General features: G+C 62.1%; 12 protein-coding genes. 3 read left to right on the top strand and 9 right to left on the bottom strand.

The features are described 5' to 3' along the window. Positions 1 to 30: 30 nt before the first annotated feature. The 9 genes from ACS5Q8_RS02315 to glnE all read right to left on the bottom strand — a co-directional run bounded on the left by ACS5Q8_RS02315 (position 31) and on the right by glnE (position 10,585). Positions 31 to 387, bottom strand: a complete 357-nt coding sequence (locus tag ACS5Q8_RS02315; protein WP_276196013.1) for a YceK/YidQ family lipoprotein — start codon at positions 385 to 387, stop codon at positions 31 to 33. A 95-nt stretch (positions 388 to 482) separates the two neighbouring features. Continuing rightward, complete coding sequence (locus ACS5Q8_RS02310; protein WP_276196012.1) at positions 483 to 1,934, bottom strand: lipopolysaccharide kinase InaA family protein; 1,452 nt, start codon at positions 1,932 to 1,934, stop codon at positions 483 to 485. Beyond that, positions 1,934 to 2,686: a lipopolysaccharide kinase InaA family protein gene (locus tag ACS5Q8_RS02305; protein ID WP_426100439.1), complete on the bottom strand. Its 753-nt coding sequence runs from the start codon at positions 2,684 to 2,686 to the stop codon at positions 1,934 to 1,936. Before ACS5Q8_RS02305 ends, ACS5Q8_RS02310 begins: the two co-directional genes overlap by 1 nt. After that, complete coding sequence (locus ACS5Q8_RS02300; protein ID WP_276196008.1) at positions 2,683 to 3,417, bottom strand: lipopolysaccharide kinase InaA family protein; 735 nt, start codon at positions 3,415 to 3,417, stop codon at positions 2,683 to 2,685. Before ACS5Q8_RS02300 ends, ACS5Q8_RS02305 begins: the two co-directional genes overlap by 4 nt. Next, positions 3,417 to 4,223 carry a lipopolysaccharide core heptose(I) kinase RfaP gene (rfaP, locus tag ACS5Q8_RS02295; protein WP_276196007.1) on the bottom strand — a complete coding sequence of 269 codons (807 nt, stop codon included), beginning with the start codon at positions 4,221 to 4,223 and terminating at the stop codon, positions 3,417 to 3,419. Before rfaP ends, ACS5Q8_RS02300 begins: the two co-directional genes overlap by 1 nt. Next, positions 4,220 to 5,344, bottom strand: coding sequence for a glycosyltransferase family 4 protein (locus tag ACS5Q8_RS02290; RefSeq protein WP_465159797.1), 1,125 nt, complete (start codon positions 5,342 to 5,344; stop codon positions 4,220 to 4,222). Before ACS5Q8_RS02290 ends, rfaP begins: the two co-directional genes overlap by 4 nt. Further along, the gene (gene waaC, locus ACS5Q8_RS02285) at positions 5,344 to 6,405 is read right to left on the bottom strand and encodes a lipopolysaccharide heptosyltransferase I (RefSeq protein ID WP_465159796.1); all 1,062 of its coding nucleotides are present in this window, start codon (positions 6,403 to 6,405) and stop codon (positions 5,344 to 5,346) included. The genes ACS5Q8_RS02290 and waaC overlap by 1 nt, the downstream gene beginning before the upstream one ends. 1 nt (position 6,406) lies before the next feature. Then, positions 6,407 to 7,441: a lipopolysaccharide heptosyltransferase II gene (gene waaF / locus ACS5Q8_RS02280; RefSeq protein ID WP_443693748.1), complete on the bottom strand. Its 1,035-nt coding sequence runs from the start codon at positions 7,439 to 7,441 to the stop codon at positions 6,407 to 6,409. Positions 7,442 to 7,645: 204 nt separating this feature from the next. Beyond that, complete coding sequence (glnE, locus tag ACS5Q8_RS02275) at positions 7,646 to 10,585, bottom strand: bifunctional [glutamate--ammonia ligase]-adenylyl-L-tyrosine phosphorylase/[glutamate--ammonia-ligase] adenylyltransferase (RefSeq protein ID WP_426100445.1); 2,940 nt, start codon at positions 10,583 to 10,585, stop codon at positions 7,646 to 7,648. A 383-nt stretch (positions 10,586 to 10,968) separates the two neighbouring features. Between glnE and aceE the strand changes: the two genes are divergently transcribed. From aceE to ACS5Q8_RS02260, 3 genes are all read left to right on the top strand, one after another. After that, positions 10,969 to 13,614: a pyruvate dehydrogenase (acetyl-transferring), homodimeric type gene (gene aceE / locus ACS5Q8_RS02270; RefSeq protein WP_247407726.1), complete on the top strand. Its 2,646-nt coding sequence runs from the start codon at positions 10,969 to 10,971 to the stop codon at positions 13,612 to 13,614. 11 nt (positions 13,615 to 13,625) lie between these two features. Further along, entirely contained in the window at positions 13,626 to 15,260 is a 1,635-nt protein-coding gene (aceF, locus tag ACS5Q8_RS02265; RefSeq protein WP_465159795.1) for a dihydrolipoyllysine-residue acetyltransferase, read from the top strand. 292 nt (positions 15,261 to 15,552) lie between these two features. Further along, a complete protein-coding gene (locus ACS5Q8_RS02260) occupies positions 15,553 to 18,246 on the top strand; it encodes a putative bifunctional diguanylate cyclase/phosphodiesterase (RefSeq protein WP_276196000.1) in 2,694 nt (897 codons plus the stop codon). Positions 18,247 to 18,287: the final 41 nt, after the last annotated feature.

The following is an 18,287-nucleotide window of genomic DNA, read 5'->3' as shown; positions in this document are numbered from 1 at the left end:
GAAGCTGTTAGCGGCAAGCATCAAGGAGGCTCAGCGGAAGATCTCGATGCTGCCGTCCTTGTTCTGACGGTAGATCGTATAGGGCAGGACCAGCGTATCCAGCACGCTGGAGCCGATGAACTCGATAGCGATGATCGGGAAGGCATTGTTCTCGTGGTCCGACAGGGCTCGCTCATTCAGGCTTTTTTCAGGGACGGGCTCGGCATTGAGCGTACAAAACCCGTAGATCACCCCGCTGTAGATGCGCGGGATGTTCTCGCAGTAGCTGCGAGATTCCTTGAGGTTCTGACTGGCGACGGCGTCCGGGCGAAAGACGGTGTTGATCGTTCCGCAACCGCAGAGCGTCAGCAGGGTTGCGGCCAGCAGCACTTGGGTTCCATGGTTCACGAAACACTCCTTTGATACCGCAGACCCGACACGCCGACGCGCCGTGCAAGAAAGATCCGAAGCGGTCAAGCTCGCGATGGGATTGAAGGCCTTCTTCAACCGGCAGCGCCGATCTCCCTCGGCAAGCGCTGATCGATGACCTGATACAGTGCACTGCCTTGCGGCCAATTACGCATAAAGCGTGCGCGGTCCTTGGCAAACGCCGCGGCGAAGCTGGCGACGGAGCTGTGCTGATGCATCGCATCCAGGTCGATCAACGCCCAGCGGCCGTCGTGCCAGAACAGGTTGTGGCCCTTGAAATCGCCATGACTGATGCGCTCGCGTATCAGCTCGGCGAACAGATGGTCCAGCGCGAGCAGTTCGTTTTCAGGCGCGTCGCCCTGCTCCACATACGGCGCAAAGCGTTCGATGATGTCCGGCCCTGGCAGGTATTCAGTGACCAGGTAAGCACGGCTGCGCAGCCAGAAAAAACGTTTTTCCAGCACGGCCAGCGGCTTGGGCGTGGCAATGCCGAGGAACGCCAGGCGATTGCCTTCGCGCCAGGAATGCCAGGCGCGGCTCGGGCGCCAGAAGCGCTTGAGCCAATGGGCAAAGCCCTTGATGTTGTAACGTTTGATCACCAGCGGGCGGCCGGCCACCTCGACCTTGGCCACGCTGGCCGCACCGCCGGTCTTGTACAAATGCCCCTGGTCGAGCAACGCATCGGCCTGCTCCAGCACCGGGAGCATCGCGGGTTCTTCCTCGCGACGGATCGCACGCAAGCCAAACGCGCCGCGCACCACGCTGAACAGCGTGCATTCGCGGCCGACCTTGTCGAGGAAGTCCTTCAGGCGCCAGTTGCTGACCTTGCGCACCTGCTTCTCCAGGGCTTCCAGCGGTAACGCGTGCTCGCCGTTGCTCAGCAAGTAATACACCAGCAATTCTTCGGTAAACGGTGCGAGGTTTTTCGGCAACTGAGCGAAAAACACCCCGAGGTTTTCCAGCACCCGGTTGCGCGACAGCGGCTGGCCCGCCTGTTCCACACAGATCCCGCCGCCATCGATCAGGTACAGCTTGCCGCTCTGGCGCAGCAGGTTGTCCAGGTGCAGGTCTTCCTGCCACAGGCCCTTGGCGTGCATGCGGGCAATCGCGCCCAGCGCTTCAGCGAGCACGGCGGTCTGCTCATCGGCCAACGGCGGCAAGCCTTCGACCGCCTGCCAGGCATCGGCCAGGCTTTCGGCGCCGTCGATAAACTCAAACAGCAGCCAGCCGCCCTCGCCTTCCTGCAAACCATCGGCCAGCAGCAGCGGCGTGGTCAGGCCTTGTTCGGCCAACAGGCGCACGCCCTTGAGCTCACGCTGAAAATGCCGCGCCGCCTTGCTGCCCACCAACAACTTGGCCAACACCGCGCGACCGCGCCAAACGGCCGCGCCCACATAGCGCTGGCCCGGCAGCACGCGCAACAGGCTGAGCAATTGCAGTTGGCCGGGGCCCGCCGCGTCCGCCAGTTCGATCGTCATCGGCAGGCTCGGTGTGCGGCCGGCATTTTTCAGCGCGGATAAACGCATCAGCGGCTCTCCTTGTGACTGCGGCGAGCGGTCAGGCGCTGCTGCCAGGTGGCGACCAGCGGGCTGTCTTCAGGGTGCTCCAGATATACCGCGAGCAGGTGACGAATTTGCGCATCCGACCACTGCGGCGCACGGCGCAACAGCGGCTCCAGGTCCTTGACCCGGTCACGCCACCCAAACAGCAGCGGACGGGTTTTTTCCAGGTCGATCAGCTGCGCGGTGTAACCGTCACCGGTGGCCCGCAGGAAAATATGCTTGGGGTAAAAACAACCGTGGACCTGACCCACGCTGTGCAGGCGGCGCGCCAATTGGCCGCAGGCCAGCAGGATCGCACGATGCTGGGCGTCGCTCAGTTGCGACCACTGCTCGAGCAACGAGTCCAGGTCATTCCAGCCGTCCAGGGCGCGGGTCAGCAGCATTGCGCGGTGCTCGCCGGCGACTTTGCGCTCACCGTAGAACGCCGCCTGCAAGGCCGGGATGCCCAACGTGCGATAACGACTGATGTTGCGAAACTCGCGGGAAAAACTCGGCTCGCCAAACGGTCGGTGCAAGCTGCGCGTGAGGTAGTTGCTCTGGCGCTTGAGGTAATAACCGCAGCCGTCGAGCTCCAGACGAAACACGCTGCTCCAGCCGCCATGGCTGGTGTTCGGCTCGTCCACCGCGTCCAGTTGCTTGGCCCACAGGGCATCGAAGTGGGCGAGGCCGTTGCGCTCCAGCAGGGCGCGGTCTTCGGCCGCCAGGAAATCACTCATTCACGTCCCTCGAAAAACTTCACCACATGGCGAATTCGCTGCTTGTCCGACGTACTCAGGTGCGCGCGTTCGCGGTATTGCAGGTAGAAGCGCAGGCGCTGGGTGGCCGACAGGTGATACTTGGCCACCTTGTCCAGGCAGGCCAGGTCTTTGGTGATGCGGTATTTGAGCCAGAACCCGCGCCAGAAGTCGCCGTTGGGGCAATCGATCAGGTACAGGGTGCGCTGATCATCGATCAGCAGGTTGCGCCATTTCAAGTCGTTATGGGTAAAGTGATGATCGTGCAGGGTACGCGTGTATTCGGCGAGCTGGCGGCTGACCGCATCGACCCACGCAGGGTCTTTGAGGCGCACATCGTTGCGCTCGGCCAACACCGACAAGTCCTCGGTCCTGGGCAACTCACGTGTGATCAGCGCACCCCGGGCGTACGCCAGGCCATTACGCTCCAGACCCCAAGCGACCACGTCGGCAGTGGGAATGCCCCACTTGGCGAAACGCTTGAGGTTCTGCCATTCGGACTTCACCCGCGGCTTGCCCAGGTAGCGGCGCAGGCCCTTGCCGGCACCGACATAGCGCTTCACGTAATAATTGACCCCACCACGTTCCACCCGGATCACTTCCGACAGCGGGTCGCGGGTCAGCCGCTCGCCTTGCAAGGCGAACACCGCTTCAAGGCTTCCAAAATCATTCGCCAGGCCAGCGTATGCGGGTTCCAGGTTCCAACCCGCCATCAGAGCGCATCTCCGTAACGTTGTTTGCGCGCGTAGAGCTTGTCGGCCTTGCGTTGCATCAGGTCCAGCGACGCCGATTGCTCGGCCAGGATCTGGCGTAGCGGCTGGCGGAAGTAGCCCTTGAGGAAGCGCAGTTTGTCGCGTCGGGTCAGGCCGATATCCAGTGCCGAATAATACAACGCGGACAAGTCCTTATCGCGCCAGCGCAGCGGCAGATGGGCCCGCAGTTGGGCGCGGTGCAGGTCGATGACCGAGAGTTTGAGGTTGCGCGCATCGATCGGCTGTGAAGTGTCCAGCAGGAAGTGGCAGAGGTAGCAGTCGCGGTGATTGACGCCGCCCCGGTGCATGTCACCGACCATGCGCGCGAGTTCCGCGGTCAGGGCATGACGCAGCGCAGGGGACGGCGGTTCGGCGACCCAGTTGACGGCCAGGTCTTCCAGGCTGATGGTCGGCGCCAATTCTTCGGTGATGATGAACGAGTGCTGATCGGCCGGATTGTTGCCCTTTTCGCCGAAAGCCACGCCAGTCATAGTCGGCACGCCGAGGTCCTGCAGGCGATGGATAGCCGCCCACTCGAGGCCGGCACCCAGCACCGGCAACTTGGCGGTGATCAGGTTCTTGAAGATTTCGCCCCAGCCGATGCCCCGGTGGATCTTCACGAAATACGGGCGACCCTCAACCTCGGTGCGCAATGTGCGACGCGCCGCCAGTTCGCGAAATACCTGGCCTTGCAGTTTCTCGACTTCGGCAAAGGCATCGAGCCCGTCCCATAAGGTCTTGAACGGTTCGGCAAGAATCAACTTCATCGTTTTGGCTCCGCCAGAATCACATCCGCAGCGCACTGCGGCATGCTGTAGAGGTCGGCCGTCTCGGCAAAGGCCAACCCATTGCGGCTCCAGGCCGTGCGCTGTGCAGTGTCGGTGAGCATACGGGACAGGTACTCATTGAGCTGCGCTTGTTCGAACGGCTCATCCAGCACCAGGCCGCTGTCGGCTTCGGCGATGTAATGGGCATACCCACACACTTTCGATACCAGCACCGGCAAACCGGCCACCAGAGCTTCGAGCAGAACGGTGCCGGTGTTTTCGTTGTACGCCGGGTGAATCAACAGGTCGGCGCCCAACAGGAAACGCGGGATATCGCTGCGGCCCTTGAGGAACTGCACGTTATTGCCCAGCCCCAGAGTAGCGCTTTGCAGTTGGAATACTTTGGGGTCGTCCTGGCCGATGACAAGCAGGCGCGTGCGTTTTTTCAGCTCGCCGGGTAACGCGGCCAGGGCCTTGAGACTGCGATCCACGCCCTTGGTCTTGAAGCCCGAGCCGATCTGTACCAGCAGCAGGTCATCGTCGGCCAGGTGGAATTCCTGGCGAAAACCTTCGCGGATTTCGGCAGCGTTCGGTGGTGCGCGGCGGTCCTGGGCAATGCCCGGCAGCAGCAGGTGGAAGCGCTCCAACGGGGTGTCGTAATGCTTGATGAACAGCGGCTGCTGCACTTCGGAGATCATCAGGATTTCGGTCTTGGCGTCCTTGGCGAACACCGCGCGCTCGTACTCGGCAAAGTGGCGATAGCGGCCAAAGCAGCGGTACATCGAGTGACGCAGGTTTTGCGCCTTGTCTTCGAAGCAGCCGTCGGCGGCGTAGTACACGTCCAGCCCCGGCATTTTATTGAAGCCAACCACGCGGTCCACCGGGCGCTTGGCCAGGTCGGCCTGAATCCAGGCGTAGAGTTTTTCGTTGCGTCGATGGTTGAACAGCGCCTTGACCGGCGCCACCAGCACTTCGAAGCCGGGCGGCACATCGCCCTCCCAGATCAGGGTGTAGACACGGATCTGATGACCGCGCTGCTGGCACTCCAGGGCGATACGCATGAAGTCGCGTTGCAAGCCACCGAACGGGAAATACTTGTACAGAATAAACGCCAGTTGCATCAGTGCATCTCCTCGGCCAGTAACAACGTGCTCAGCCGGCTCGCCACACGCTCGGGGTTTAGCCGCGTGAAGCACAGGGGCGATTCGCGCTTGAGGTCGAACCGACGCAGATCGTCGGCCGTGGGTTGATAAGTACATTGCTTTTGCAGGCAGGGCGCACACGGGAAGTCGCTGGCCAGGTGAATCTGGCTCTTGCCGTAGGCGCCGGTCAGGCCAGGGTTGGTGGGGCCAAACAGGGAAATGGTCGGCACGTCCAAGGCCGCGGCCAGGTGACCGAGGCCGGTGTCTACCGCGACACAGGCGCGGGCGCCAGCCAGAACACGGGCGACGCCGGCAAGGTTCAATTTGGGCAGCACCTCGGCGTTATTCAAGCCGTGGGCCAGGCGTTCGGCGCGGGCCTTTTCGGCGGCATTGCCCCACGGCAACTTCACGTCCACGCCCAGGCGGCCCATGCGTTCTGCCAGCTCGCGCCAGTAGGCTTCGGGCCAGTGCTTGGTGTCCCAGGTGGTGCCGTGCAACAACAACACAAAGGGTTTTTTCGGCGGCAGGCCGAGCAGCTTGTCGACACTCAGGCCGTAGTCGCCCAAGGCCTTGGGCAAGTCATAACCGAGGGCGACGGCGAACAGTTGGCGCAAGCGCTCCACCGCATGCTGCCCACGGGCTACGGCCAGGCGCCGTGAATAAAAGTGCGCCGCGATCGGTTCACGGGCGGAGTTCTTGTCGAAACCGGCCACCGGGGCACGCACGTAGCGAGTCAGCCAGGCACTTTTCAGCAGGCCTTGGGCGTCGATCACCAGGTCGTATTTGGTCGACTGGATACGTTGTTTGAAGCGCCGCCATTCGCCACTTTTGAAGGTTTGCCAGAGGTTTTTGCGCCAGCGGCGTATCGCCACCGGAATCACCTTGTCCACCGCCGGGTGCCAGGTGGGGATCTCGGCAAAGCCTTCTTCCACCACCCAGTCGAACCGGATGCCCGGGATCGCCCGCGCCGCATCGGTCAGTGCCGGCAACGCATGGATCACGTCGCCCAGGGATGAGGTCTTGATTACCAGTACCCGCAACTCAGTGAACCTCGACCACAGTGCCCTGCAACCGCTGCAAGGCATCGCTGACCGGTTGCGGCAGCAACTGGCGCAAGCAGTTGTAGTGGCCGAAACGGCAGGTGCGTTCAAAACACGGGCTGCAATCCAGGCCCAGGCGCACCACTTCGACCTTGTCGGCCAACGGCGGCGTAAAGCCTGGGGAAGTCGAGCCGTACACCGCGACCAGCGGGCGGTTCAACGCCGCCGCGACGTGCATCAGCCCGGAGTCGTTGGACACCACCGCATCCGCGCAGGACAGCAAGTCGATAGCCTCGGCCAGCGAGGTGTCGCCACTGAGGTTCACTGCCTCTTCGCGCAGGCCGGGGATAAGACGCTGGCGAATGTCTTCACCCACCGCATGATCGTTTTTCGAGCCGAACAGCCACACCTGCCAGCCTTCGCGGACCTTCATCTCCGCGACTTTGGCGTAATGCTCCGACGGCCAGCGCTTGGACTCGCCAAACTCGGCGCCGGGGCACAGGGCGAGCACCGGACGGTCGAGGGCCAGGCTGAACTTGGCCAGGGCCGCGTCGCGGGTGATCGGGTCGATCTGCAGGCTCGGGCGCGGGTACGGCGTCGGCAACTCGGCACCCGGCGCGTAAGCCAGGGCCATGAAGCGTTCGATCATCAGCGGGTAGCGCGCCTTGTCGAGCTTGCGCACGTCATTGAGCAAGCCGTAGCGAAACTCGCCGCGCCAGCCGGTGCGCTGGGCAATGCCGGCGAAAAACGGCACCAGCGCCGATTTCATCGAGTTGGGCAACAAGATCGCCTGGTCGTAGTGGCCGGCCAGGGATTTGCCGATGCGACGGCGGGTCGCCAGTTCGAGGGCGCCATGGCCGAGCGGGAAGCTCAAGGCCTTGCGCACTTGCGGCATGCGCTCAAGGATCGGCCGGCTCCACTCGGGGGCGAGCACGTCGATTTGGCAGTCGGGATGACGTTGTTTCAGGCACTGGAACAGTGTCTGCGCCATCACCATGTCACCGACCCAACTGGGCCCAACGATCAGAATATTCATGTAGTTTCCACAAACGATGCGGGGAGGCTTACGCCTCCCCGCCTCGATGATTACTGTAGGGCGTGCAGTGTGTGGGAACAGGCTTGCTCGCGATAGCATCACCGCGGCCTGATAGACAGACCGTAGCGCCTGCACCGCGAGCAAGCCCGCTTCCACATAAAGCCGGTTTCCACATTAGATTGGCGTCGCTCATTAAATCGAGTGTCAGCTTAACCCCAGTGCCTGCCAGATTCGCATCACCTGGCGCCGTTCGTCGGCGAACTGATCCCCGGCCACCGTACCGGCCTCTTTCTGCAAGGCCTGGCGGTGAGCCGCGGAACGGTAAGCTTTATACACCTCGCGCAGCAAATGGGCATCGGCGGCGGGCATCAGCCCGACCTGCTCCAGGCCCTCTAGAATGCGGATATTGTCGGTGTAGCGCAGCAACGATGGATGTTGCGCAGACCACGCCAACGCCGCGTATTGCACCATAAATTCAATATCGACGATACCTCCGGCGTCCTGCTTGAGGTCGAACGCCACTGTGGGTTCGAAGGCATTGGCGCCGGTACCGGCCGCCGTGGCCCGGGTCCCCAGGTTGTCGCGCATCTTGGCGCGCATCTCGCTGACCTCCTGGCGCAGCTTCGTCAGGTCGCGCTCACGACCCAACACCTTGGCCCGCACCTGCTCGAAGGCGCGGCCCACATCCTGGCTGCCCACCAGCACCCGCGCGCGGATCAGCGCCTGATGTTCCCAGGTCCAGGCTTCGTTTTCCTGATAGCGCGCGAAGGCACCGAGGGAGCTCACCAACAAACCGGATGCGCCCGAAGGTCGCAGGCGCATATCCACTTCATACAATTGCCCCGAGTTGGTCTGCGTGGTCAGCAAGTGAATGATCCGTTGGCCCAGGCGCGTAAAGAACTGCGCGCCGTCAATCGGCTTGGCGCCATCGGTTTCGGCCTGCGGGTCGCCGTCGTGGATAAACACCAGGTCCAGGTCCGAACCATGCCCCAATTCGATGCCGCCGACTTTCCCATAACCGACAATGATGAACCCAGGATCGCACAAGGTGCCGTCCAGCCGTTGCGGCGCGCCGTGGCGAGCGACGGTCTGGCGCCAGGCCAGGGCCAGCACTTGTTCGAGGATGGCTTCGGCGAGCCAGGTCAGGTAGTCGCTGACTTTCATCAGCGGCAGGCTGCCGGCGATTTCCGAGGCGGCCACCCGCAGGCGGTGGGCTAGCTTGAAGTGCCGCAGGGCTTCCATCTGCTGCTCAAGGTCATCTTCGGGGATGCGCGTGAGGCGTTCGCGCAATTCGGCGGCGAGTTCCGGCGCCAACGGCGGTTTGAACAAGCGGCCCTCGTTGAGCAATTCGTCGAGCAACAGCGGGAAGCGGGTGATCTGTTCGGCGATCCACGGGCTAGCGGCGCACAGGGTCAGCAGGCGGCGTAGGGCGTCGGGGTTTTCCGTGAGCAACACCAGATAGGCGGACCGGCGGGCGACGGCTTCCACCAGCGGCAATACGCGCTCCAGCACCAGGTCCGGGCTGACGTGCTCGACGGCCTGGGCCAGCAGACGCGGGATAAACGCATCCAGGCGCTCGCGACCGAGGCGTTGCATGGCGCGCAGTTGCGGGCTCCCGCGCAGGCCGGCCAGGGCTTTGAGCGCTTTGGGCGCGTCGGTGAAACCGCCTTCGGCCAATTGGCGGCAGGCCGCGTCTTCGTCCTGGGACTCTTCCCATAACGGCAACCATTCCCCGCCGACGACCAATTCGCGTTCTTCGCCGTCTTCTTCATCCGGATCAGCGATCACCTGGCGGAAATGCCAGTCCACCCGCCCACGCCAGTACATCAGGCGCTCATGGAACGCGGCCCAATCGGCAAAGCCGAGCATAAAGGCAATGCGCGCCTGGTCTTCGGGGCTGTCCGGCAGCATCTGGGTCTGGCGATCGGCAATCGCCTGGATCGCATGCTCGGTGTAACGCAGGAATTCGTAGCCATCGCGCAACTCGGCGATCACCGCCGGCGGCAGGTAGCCCTGCCCTTCCAGGGTGCCCAGCACCTTGAGCAATGGCCGTTGTTGCAGGCTGAGGTCGCGCCCGCCATGGATCAGCTGGAACGCCTGGGCGATAAATTCCACTTCGCGGATGCCGCCCGAGCCGAGCTTGATGTTTTCGGCCATGCCCTTGCGCCGCACTTCCTGCTGGATCAGTTGCTTCATGGTGCGCAGCGCTTCGATGGCGGAGAAGTCCAAATAGCGGCGGTAGACGAACGGTCGCAGCATATCGAGCAACTGCGCACCGGCCACCTGATCGCCGGCCACGACGCGCGCCTTGATCATGGCGTAACGCTCCCAGTCGCGGCCCTGGTCCTGATAATACTGTTCCAGCGCATTGAAGCTGAGCACCAGCGCGCCGGCTGAGCCGTAGGGCCGCAGGCGCATGTCGACCCGGAAGACAAAACCGTCGACGGTCATCGGGTCGAGGGCCTTGATCAATTTTTGACCCAGGCGAATGAAAAATTCCTGGTTATCCAGGGCGCGCTTCACGCCCACCGTCTCGCCGCCCTCGGGGTAGGCGAAGATCAAGTCGATATCGGATGACAGGTTCAGTTCCACCGCACCGAGCTTGCCCATGCCGAGGATCACCATGTGCTGCGGCTCACCGCTGCGGCCCCCGGTCGGCGTGCCGAATTGTGCGCAATGGCGTTGGTACAGCCATTGGTAGGCCTGGTCGATGCTGGCGTCGGCCATGTCGGAGAGCTCGCGACAGGTTTGCACCAGGTCCGCCTGGCGGGTCAGGTCGCGCCAGATGATGCGCACTTGCTGGCGGGTGCGCTGGCGGCGTAGGACGCGGCCCAGCTCATCTTCTGTTTGGGCCTGTTGCACAGCGCCGGCGATTTGCCCGCACAGCTCGCCCGGCGCAAAGCCACGGTCCAGCTCGCCCCAGGCGACCAATTCGAGCAACATCAAAGGGTCACGAACACTCTGTTCAATGACGAAATCACTGGCGGCGCACACGCGGGCGAAGTCGGCCCAGCGTTGCGACGTCCACGCGCAAAGGCCATGATCGTCGTCCAGCGCAGCCACTGCATCACGAAATGACTGCACTGCCCGATCGGCGAACGGCAAAAGAATGGCCGGCAGTTCGGCCAGCGTTGGAAGGCTCATGGTCTATCCTTGATCGGCGTGTTATGGGCTTGTTGCTGTGAACGCAGGAACCACGCTCGGCAAAGGACTGTCGAACAAAAGTTATAAATAGCTGAAAATTCATAAATTTTGGCAGGCAACATTAAACCTCTACCTTTTCTTGTTCGCAAAAGATCAACGATAACGATTATGCTCACCTAACTGACCGAGTACCCCGCTCAGTTCTGTGTAGTTTTACTACTCGTATATACATTCGAAAGGCTGAAATGGCCGACGATTTGTAGTAAAACTACAGGACGCCGGAACAACCTCCGGCCATCCAAGAATCTATGTCGTCTGCCCACAAGGCCAGTCGCAAACTTCAGGCAACCGATTCTGGTAGCCTTTCCGCCCTGGAGCAAGCCATGCAAGACCTCGATCCCGTCGAAACCCAGGAATGGCTGGACGCCCTGGAATCGGTTCTCGACAAAGAAGGCGAAGACCGTGCTCACTACCTGATGACCCGTATGGGCGAACTCGCGACCCGCAGTGGCTCGCAACTGCCCTACGCCATCACCACGCCATATCGCAACACCATCCCTGTTACCCACGAAGCACGCATGCCTGGCGACCTGTTCATGGAACGCCGCATTCGCTCGCTGGTACGTTGGAACGCCATGGCGATGGTAATGCGCACGAACTTGAAAGATTCTGACCTGGGCGGTCACATCTCCAGCTTCGCGTCCAGCGCAACCCTGTATGACATCGGCTTCAACTACTTCTTCCAGGCCCCGACCGACGAACACGGTGGCGACCTGATCTACTTCCAGGGCCACACCTCGCCAGGCGTCTACGCCCGTGCGTTCATGGAAGGTCGCATCAGCGAAGAACAGATGAACAACTTCCGCCAGGAAGTCGACGGTCAGGGCCTGTCGTCCTATCCGCACCCTTGGCTGATGCCTGAGTTCTGGCAGTTCCCGACGGTTTCCATGGGTCTGGGCCCAATCCAGGCGATCTACCAGGCGCGCTTTATGAAGTACCTGGAAGCCCGTGGCTTCATCCCCGAAGGCAAGCAGAAAGTCTGGTGCTTCCTGGGCGACGGCGAGTGCGACGAGCCGGAATCCCTGGGTGCCATCTCCCTGGCCGGCCGCGAGAAGCTGGACAACCTGATCTTCGTCATCAACTGCAACCTGCAGCGCCTCGACGGCCCGGTTCGCGGCAACGGCAAGATCATCCAGGAACTCGAAGGTGTGTTCCGCGGTGCTCAGTGGAACGTGACCAAAGTCATCTGGGGCCGTTTCTGGGACCCACTGCTGGCCAAGGACGTCGACGGTATCCTGCAACGTCGCATGGACGCAGTCATCGACGGCGAGTACCAGAACTACAAAGCCAAAGACGGCGCGTTCGTGCGTGAACACTTCTTCAACACGCCGGAACTCAAGGCGATGGTTGCCGACCTGTCCGACGACGAGATCTGGAAACTCAACCGTGGCGGCCACGACCCGTACAAGGTCTACGCGGCGTACCACGAAGCGGTCAACCACAAAGAACAACCGACTGTCATCCTGGCCAAGACCATCAAGGGTTATGGCACCGGTGCTGGCGAAGCGAAGAACACCGCGCACAACACCAAGAAAGTCGATGTCGACAGCCTGAAGTTGTTCCGCGACCGTTTCGACATCCCGGTCAAGGACGAAGAGCTGGAAAACCTGCCGTTCTTCAAGCCGGAGCCGAACAGCGCCGAAGCCCGTTACCTGAGCGAGCGTCGTGCCGCACTGGGCGGTTTCGTGCCACAGCGCCGTGCCAAGAGCTTCAACATCCCGACACCTGCGCTGGATACCCTCAAGGCTATCCTCGACGGCTCGGGCGACCGTGAGATCTCCACCACCATGGCCTTCGTGCGAATCCTCGCGCAACTGGTCAAGGACAAGGAAGTCGGTCCGCGCATCGTGCCGATCATCCCGGACGAAGCCCGTACCTTCGGTATGGAAGGCATGTTCCGTCAGTTGGGCATCTACTCCTCCGTCGGCCAGCTCTACGAGCCAGTCGATAAAGACCAGGTGATGTTCTACAAAGAAGACAAGAAGGGCCAGATCCTCGAAGAAGGCATCAACGAAGCGGGCGCCATGAGCTCCTTCATCGCTGCCGGGACCTCGTACTCCAGCCACAACCAGCCGATGCTGCCGTTCTACATCTTCTACTCGATGTTCGGCTTCCAGCGTATCGGCGACCTGGCCTGGGCAGCAGGCGACAGCCGTACCCGTGGCTTCCTGATCGGCGGCACCGCCGGCCGGACCACGCTGAACGGCGAAGGCCTGCAACACGAAGACGGTCACAGCCACATCCTGGCGGCCACCATTCCGAACTGCCGCACCTTTGATCCAACCTACGGCTATGAGCTGGCGGTGATCATCCAGGACGGCATGAAGAAGATGACCCAGGAGCAGCAGGACGTTTTCTACTACATCACCGTGATGAACGAGTCCTACCAGCAACCTGCCATGCCGGCCGGTGTCGAGGAAGGCATCATCAAGGGCATGTACCTGCTCGAAGAAGACACCAAGGAAGCAGCGCACCACGTGCAACTGATGGGCTCCGGCACCATCCTGCGCGAAGTGCGTGAAGCGGCGAAGATCCTGCGTGACGACTTCAACGTCGGCGCCGACGTGTGGAGCGTGACCAGCTTCAACGAACTGCGTCGCAACGGCCTGGCCGTAGAACGCAACAACCGCCTGCACCCGGGCCAGAAGCCTGAGCTGAGCTACGTCGAAGAATGCCTGACTGGCCGTAAGGGTCCGGTTATCGCGTCCACCGACTACATGAAGCTGTTTGCTGAACAAATTCGCCAGTGGGTCCCGTCCAAGGAATTCAAAGTCCTGGGCACCGACGGTTTCGGCCGCAGTGACAGCCGCAAGAAGCTGCGTCACTTCTTCGAAGTCGACCGTCACTTCGTGGTGTTGGCAGCCCTGGAAGCCTTGGCTGACCGTGGTGAGATCGAACCCAAGGTGGTGGCTGACGCCATCGTCAAGTTCGGGATCAACCCGGAAAAACGCAACCCACTGGACTGCTGAGGAGACTTTTTGTGAGCGAACTCATTCGCGTACCTGACATCGGCAGCGGTGAAGGTGAAGTAATCGAGCTGTTTGTGAAGGTCGGCGACACCGTCGAAGCCGACCAGAGCATCCTGACCCTGGAATCGGACAAGGCGAGCATGGAAATCCCGGCTCCCAAGGCCGGCGTGGTCAAAAGCCTGAAAGTGAAGCTGGGCGATCGCCTGAAAGAAGGCGACGAACTGCTGGAGCTGGAAATCGAGGGCGCCGCCGATGCGGCTCCGGCTGCTGCCGCTGCTGCAGCGGCGCCGGCTGAAAAACCTGCTGCTGCCGCCGAGGCCCCAGCGGCCCCGGCTGCTGCACCGGCTGCGGCCACCGTTCAGGACATTCATGTCCCGGACATCGGTTCGTCGGGCAAGGCCAAGATCATCGAGCTGCTGGTCAAGGTCGGCGATACCGTCGAAGCCGACCAGTCGCTGATCACCCTGGAGTCCGACAAGGCCTCCATGGAAATCCCTTCGCCGGCTGCCGGCGTGGTGGAAAGCATCGCGGTCAAGCTGGAAGACGAAGTCGGCACTGGCGATTTCATCCTCAAGCTGAAAGTCCAAGGCGCTGCGCCGGCGGCTGCTCCAGCACCGGCCGCTGCGCCGGCTGCCAAGGCTGAAGCCGCCCCTGCTGCTGCCGCTCCGGCACCGGCTGCAAAAGCCGAGGCCGCACCGGCCCCGGCGGCTGCACCGGCGCCAAGCGGCGCCAAGGTTCACGCCGGCCCTGCCGTGCGCCAACTGGCCCGTGAATTCGGCGTCGAGTTGAACGCCGTCGCGGCCACCGGTCCTCATGGTCGAGTGCTCAAGGAAGACGTGCAGGTTTACGTCAAATCCATGATGCAAAAGGCCAAGGAAGCCCCGGCTGCCGGCAACGCTACCGGTGGCGCGGGCATCCCGCCGATCCCGGTCGTGGACTTCAGCCGCTTCGGCGAAACCGAAGAAGTGGCGATGACCCGTCTGATGCAAATCGGCGCGTCGAGCCTGCACCGCAGCTGGCTGAACATCCCGCACGTGACCCAGTTCGACCAGGCCGACATCACCGACCTGGAGGCTTTCCGCGTTGCGCAGAAAGCCGTGGCCGAGAAGGCCGGCGTGAAACTGACCGTGCTGCCACTGCTGCTCAAGGCCTGCGCGCACCTGCTCAAGGAGCTGCCGGACTTCAACAGTTCGCTGGCGCCAAGCGGCAAGGCGATCATTCGCAAGAAGTACGTTCACATCGGCTTTGCGGTCGACACCCCGGATGGCCTGCTGGTGCCGGTCATCAAGAACGTCGACCAGAAGAGCCTGCTGCAGCTTGCGGCCGAGGCTGCTGCGCTGGCGGCCAAAGCCCGCGACAAAAAGCTCACCGCAGACGACATGCAAGGCGCGTGCTTCACCATCTCCAGCCTCGGCCACATTGGCGGTACTGGCTTCACGCCAATCGTCAACGCGCCGGAAGTAGCGATCCTGGGTGTTTCCAAGGCGACTATCCAGCCGGTATGGGACGGTAAAGCGTTCCAGCCGAAGCTGATGTTGCCACTGTCGTTGTCCTACGATCACCGTGTGATCAATGGCGCGGCGGCTGCACGCTTCACGCAGCGCCTGAGCCAACTGCTGAACGATATCCGCACCATCTTGCTGTAAGCCGCGATAGGCCTCCCTGGTAACCGGGAGGCCTGATTGCATCGATTTCCGAGCGCCACGCTCGTTCCTCAACCCCGCCACTTGGCGGGGCTTTTTTTGTACAAATAAACAGGTTTGTACACCTTCCGTCGCCTCGACTGCAGAAATCACCTACGCAACCGATATAATCCATATAGCACTTAGCCTTCATCCTCTCTTGTCAGCCCGGCCTGCATGATGCAACCTTGCGGCAGGCAACAGTAAAGAGGGCGAGAGCCCGGCGCCGTGTGCGTTTTTTCAAGTGAGCTTCCCCATGAAAAGCCAACCCGATGTTGCCCGGACGGCGGCCGAGGTAGTGACGCAATTACCGGTGCCTTCGCGCCTCGGTATGCTGCGTTTCGAGCGGCAGAATGAGGCAAGCTGGGCCCTGCTCTACCTAGACCCCAATTGCGAGCGCCCATTCGGCCTGCCGGCGGTTGAACTGTGCGCCTTGATCGGCTCGCCCTACGCCAGCCTGATGGAGCCGCAGGCGCGCTATCAACTGCACGATGCGATCCAGCAGCAACTGACCGAGAGCCCTCATTACCTGGTGCGCTACACCCTGCACACCAACGACGGCCCCCTGAGCCTGCTGGAAATGGGCGAAGCCTACAAACAACACAATCGCCACCTGCTGCGGGGCTACCTGATGGTGGTCGACGGCGTGTTCAGCGAGAGTCCGTCGACGACGCCAACGGCAGACCTGGAAAGCCAGAACAGCCGCCTGCAGATCGCCCTGGAACTCAACCAGCGCGCGCAACAGGAACAGTTGCTGCACCTGGAACGGGTGCGCGCCCAGCAAGCGTTGATCCTGCTGCTCGCCCGCCAGCGCTACACCACGAACAATTCGCTGCAGGAAGCCGCCGAGCTGATCACCCGCAGCGCCTGCGACATCTACCAGATCGATTGCGCCAGCATCTGGAACCTCGAAGACCAGCGCCTGGTGCCGATCTCGGCGTACCACCGCGCCGATCAGCAGCACCACTTGCCCGAGCCGATTGACGCCAGCGGCTTTCCGGACTACCTCGAAGCCCTGCAAACCAGCCGTGCGATCGACGCCAGCAACGTCAAGCCCGACCTCCGCACCCGCGAAATGGCCGAATCCCTAAAGGCCAAAGACACACATGCAATGCTCGACGCGAGCATCCGCGTCGATGGTCAGGTCGTTGGCGTGTTGTGCCTGGAACAAGGCGGCGACACGCGCGTCTGGCAGTCCGACGAAATCGCCTTTGCCGGCGAGCTGGCGGATCAGTTCGCGCAAGTGATCAACAACCACAACCTTCGTGCCGCCACCAGCGCGCTGCACCTGTTTCAGCGCGCCGTGGAACAAAGCGCCAACGCCTTCCTGCTGGTCAATTGCGATGGCGTGGTGGAGTACGTCAACCCCAGTTTTACCGCGATCACCCAATACAGCACCGAAGAGGTCCACGGCCACCGCCTGGCGCAATTGCCGGCGCTGGAAAACCTCAACGAGCTGTTGTTCGACGCGCCATCGAGCCTGGCCCAGAGCAACAGTTGGCAGGGTGAATTCAAAAGCCGGCGCAAGAACCTGGAACCCTATTGGGGCCAATTGTCGATCTCCAAGGTCTATGGCGACAATCACGAGCTGACCCACTACATCGGCATCTACGAAGACATCACCCAGACCAAGCTGGCGCAGCAGCGCATCGAGCGCCTGGCCTACACCGATAACCTGACCAACCTGGGCAACCGCCCGGCGTTCATCCGCAACCTCGACGAACGCTTTGCCCGCGACAGCGACAGCCCGATCTGCCTGTTACTGGTGGACATCGACAACTTCAAGCGGATCAACGATAGCCTCGGCCACCAGACCGGCGACAAGCTGCTGATCAGCCTGGCCCGGCGCCTGCGCAACAGCCTCAGCGCCGGCGGCAGCCTGGCGCGCTTTGCCAGTAACGAGTTTGCGGTATTGCTCGACGAGACCGACCTGGAGAGCGGCCAGTTCGTCGCCAGCCAACTGCTGGCGACCCTCGACAAGCCGATGTTCGTCGACAACCAATTGATCAGCGTCACCGGCTCCGTGGGCCTGGCCTGCGCGCCGTTGCATGGCCGCGACCCGCAAACCCTGATGCGCAACGCCGGGCTAGCCCTGCACAAGGCCAAAGCCAACGGCAAACACCAGGTGCAGGTGTTTACCGAAGCACTGAACGCCGAGGCCAGCTACAAGCTGTTTGTGGAAAACAACCTGCGTCGCGCCCTGACCCAGAACGAGCTGGACGTGTTCTACCAGCCCAAACTGTGCCTGCGCAGCGGCCGCTTGCTGGGCATGGAGGCGCTGCTGCGCTGGAACCACCCGGAAAAGGGCATGATCCGCCCCGACCAGTTCATCAGCGTGGCCGAAGAAACCGGCCTGATCATCCCCATCGGCAAATGGATCGCCCGCCAGGCCTGCCGCATGAGCAAGCAACTGAGCGCCGCCGGCCTGGGCAACCTGCAGGTGGCGATCAACCTGTCGCCCAAGCAGTTCTCCGACCCGGACCTGGTGGCCTCGATTACCGCGATCCTCAAAGAAGAAGAGCTGCCGGCCAACCTGCTCGAGCTGGAGTTGACGGAGGGCCTGCTGCTGGAAGCCACCGAGGACACCCGCCTGCAACTGGACCAGTTGAAGAGCCTGGGCCTGACCCTGGCCATGGACGACTTCGGCACCGGTTACTCGTCGCTGAGCTACTTGAAAAAATTCCCGATCGACATCATCAAGATCGATCGCAGCTTTATCCACGAAATCCCGGACAACCAGGACGACATGGAAATCACCTCCGCCGTGATCGCCATGGCCCACAACCTCAAGCTCAAGGTCGTGGCCGAAGGCATCGAGACCGCCGATCAGTTGGCGTTCCTGCGTCGGCACCGTTGCGACGTCGGCCAGGGCTATCTGTTCGACCGGCCTATTCCCGGTTCAGAGCTGCTCGAGAAGCTTAAACGCTATCCTCGCGGGCCAATCGCCTGACAGCGCTGTAACACTCGGGCACACTGGCTGTCTGACTCTTT

Source organism: Pseudomonas sp. PAMC25584, assembly GCF_058135675.1.
Note: the sequence above shows the minus strand (reverse complement) of the source record. Positions and strands in the feature narration are given on the sequence as shown.

Excerpts from the sequence above, each read along its gene's own strand:
- ACS5Q8_RS02310 (WP_276196012.1), bottom strand. The coding sequence starts at position 1,934 with ATGCGTTTATCCGCGCTGAAAAATGCCGGCCGCACACCGAGCCTGCCG.
- ACS5Q8_RS02305 (WP_426100439.1), bottom strand. The coding sequence starts at position 2,686 with ATGAGTGATTTCCTGGCGGCCGAAGACCGCGCCCTGCTGGAGCGCAAC.
- ACS5Q8_RS02300 (WP_276196008.1), bottom strand. The coding sequence starts at position 3,417 with ATGGCGGGTTGGAACCTGGAACCCGCATACGCTGGCCTGGCGAATGAT.
- rfaP (WP_276196007.1), bottom strand. The coding sequence starts at position 4,223 with ATGAAGTTGATTCTTGCCGAACCGTTCAAGACCTTATGGGACGGGCTC.
- ACS5Q8_RS02290 (WP_465159797.1), bottom strand. The coding sequence starts at position 5,344 with ATGCAACTGGCGTTTATTCTGTACAAGTATTTCCCGTTCGGTGGCTTG.
- waaF (WP_443693748.1), bottom strand. The coding sequence starts at position 7,441 with ATGAATATTCTGATCGTTGGGCCCAGTTGGGTCGGTGACATGGTGATG.
- glnE (WP_426100445.1), bottom strand. The coding sequence starts at position 10,585 with ATGAGCCTTCCAACGCTGGCCGAACTGCCGGCCATTCTTTTGCCGTTC.
- aceE (WP_247407726.1), top strand. The coding sequence starts at position 10,969 with ATGCAAGACCTCGATCCCGTCGAAACCCAGGAATGGCTGGACGCCCTG.
- ACS5Q8_RS02260 (WP_276196000.1), top strand. The coding sequence starts at position 15,553 with ATGAAAAGCCAACCCGATGTTGCCCGGACGGCGGCCGAGGTAGTGACG.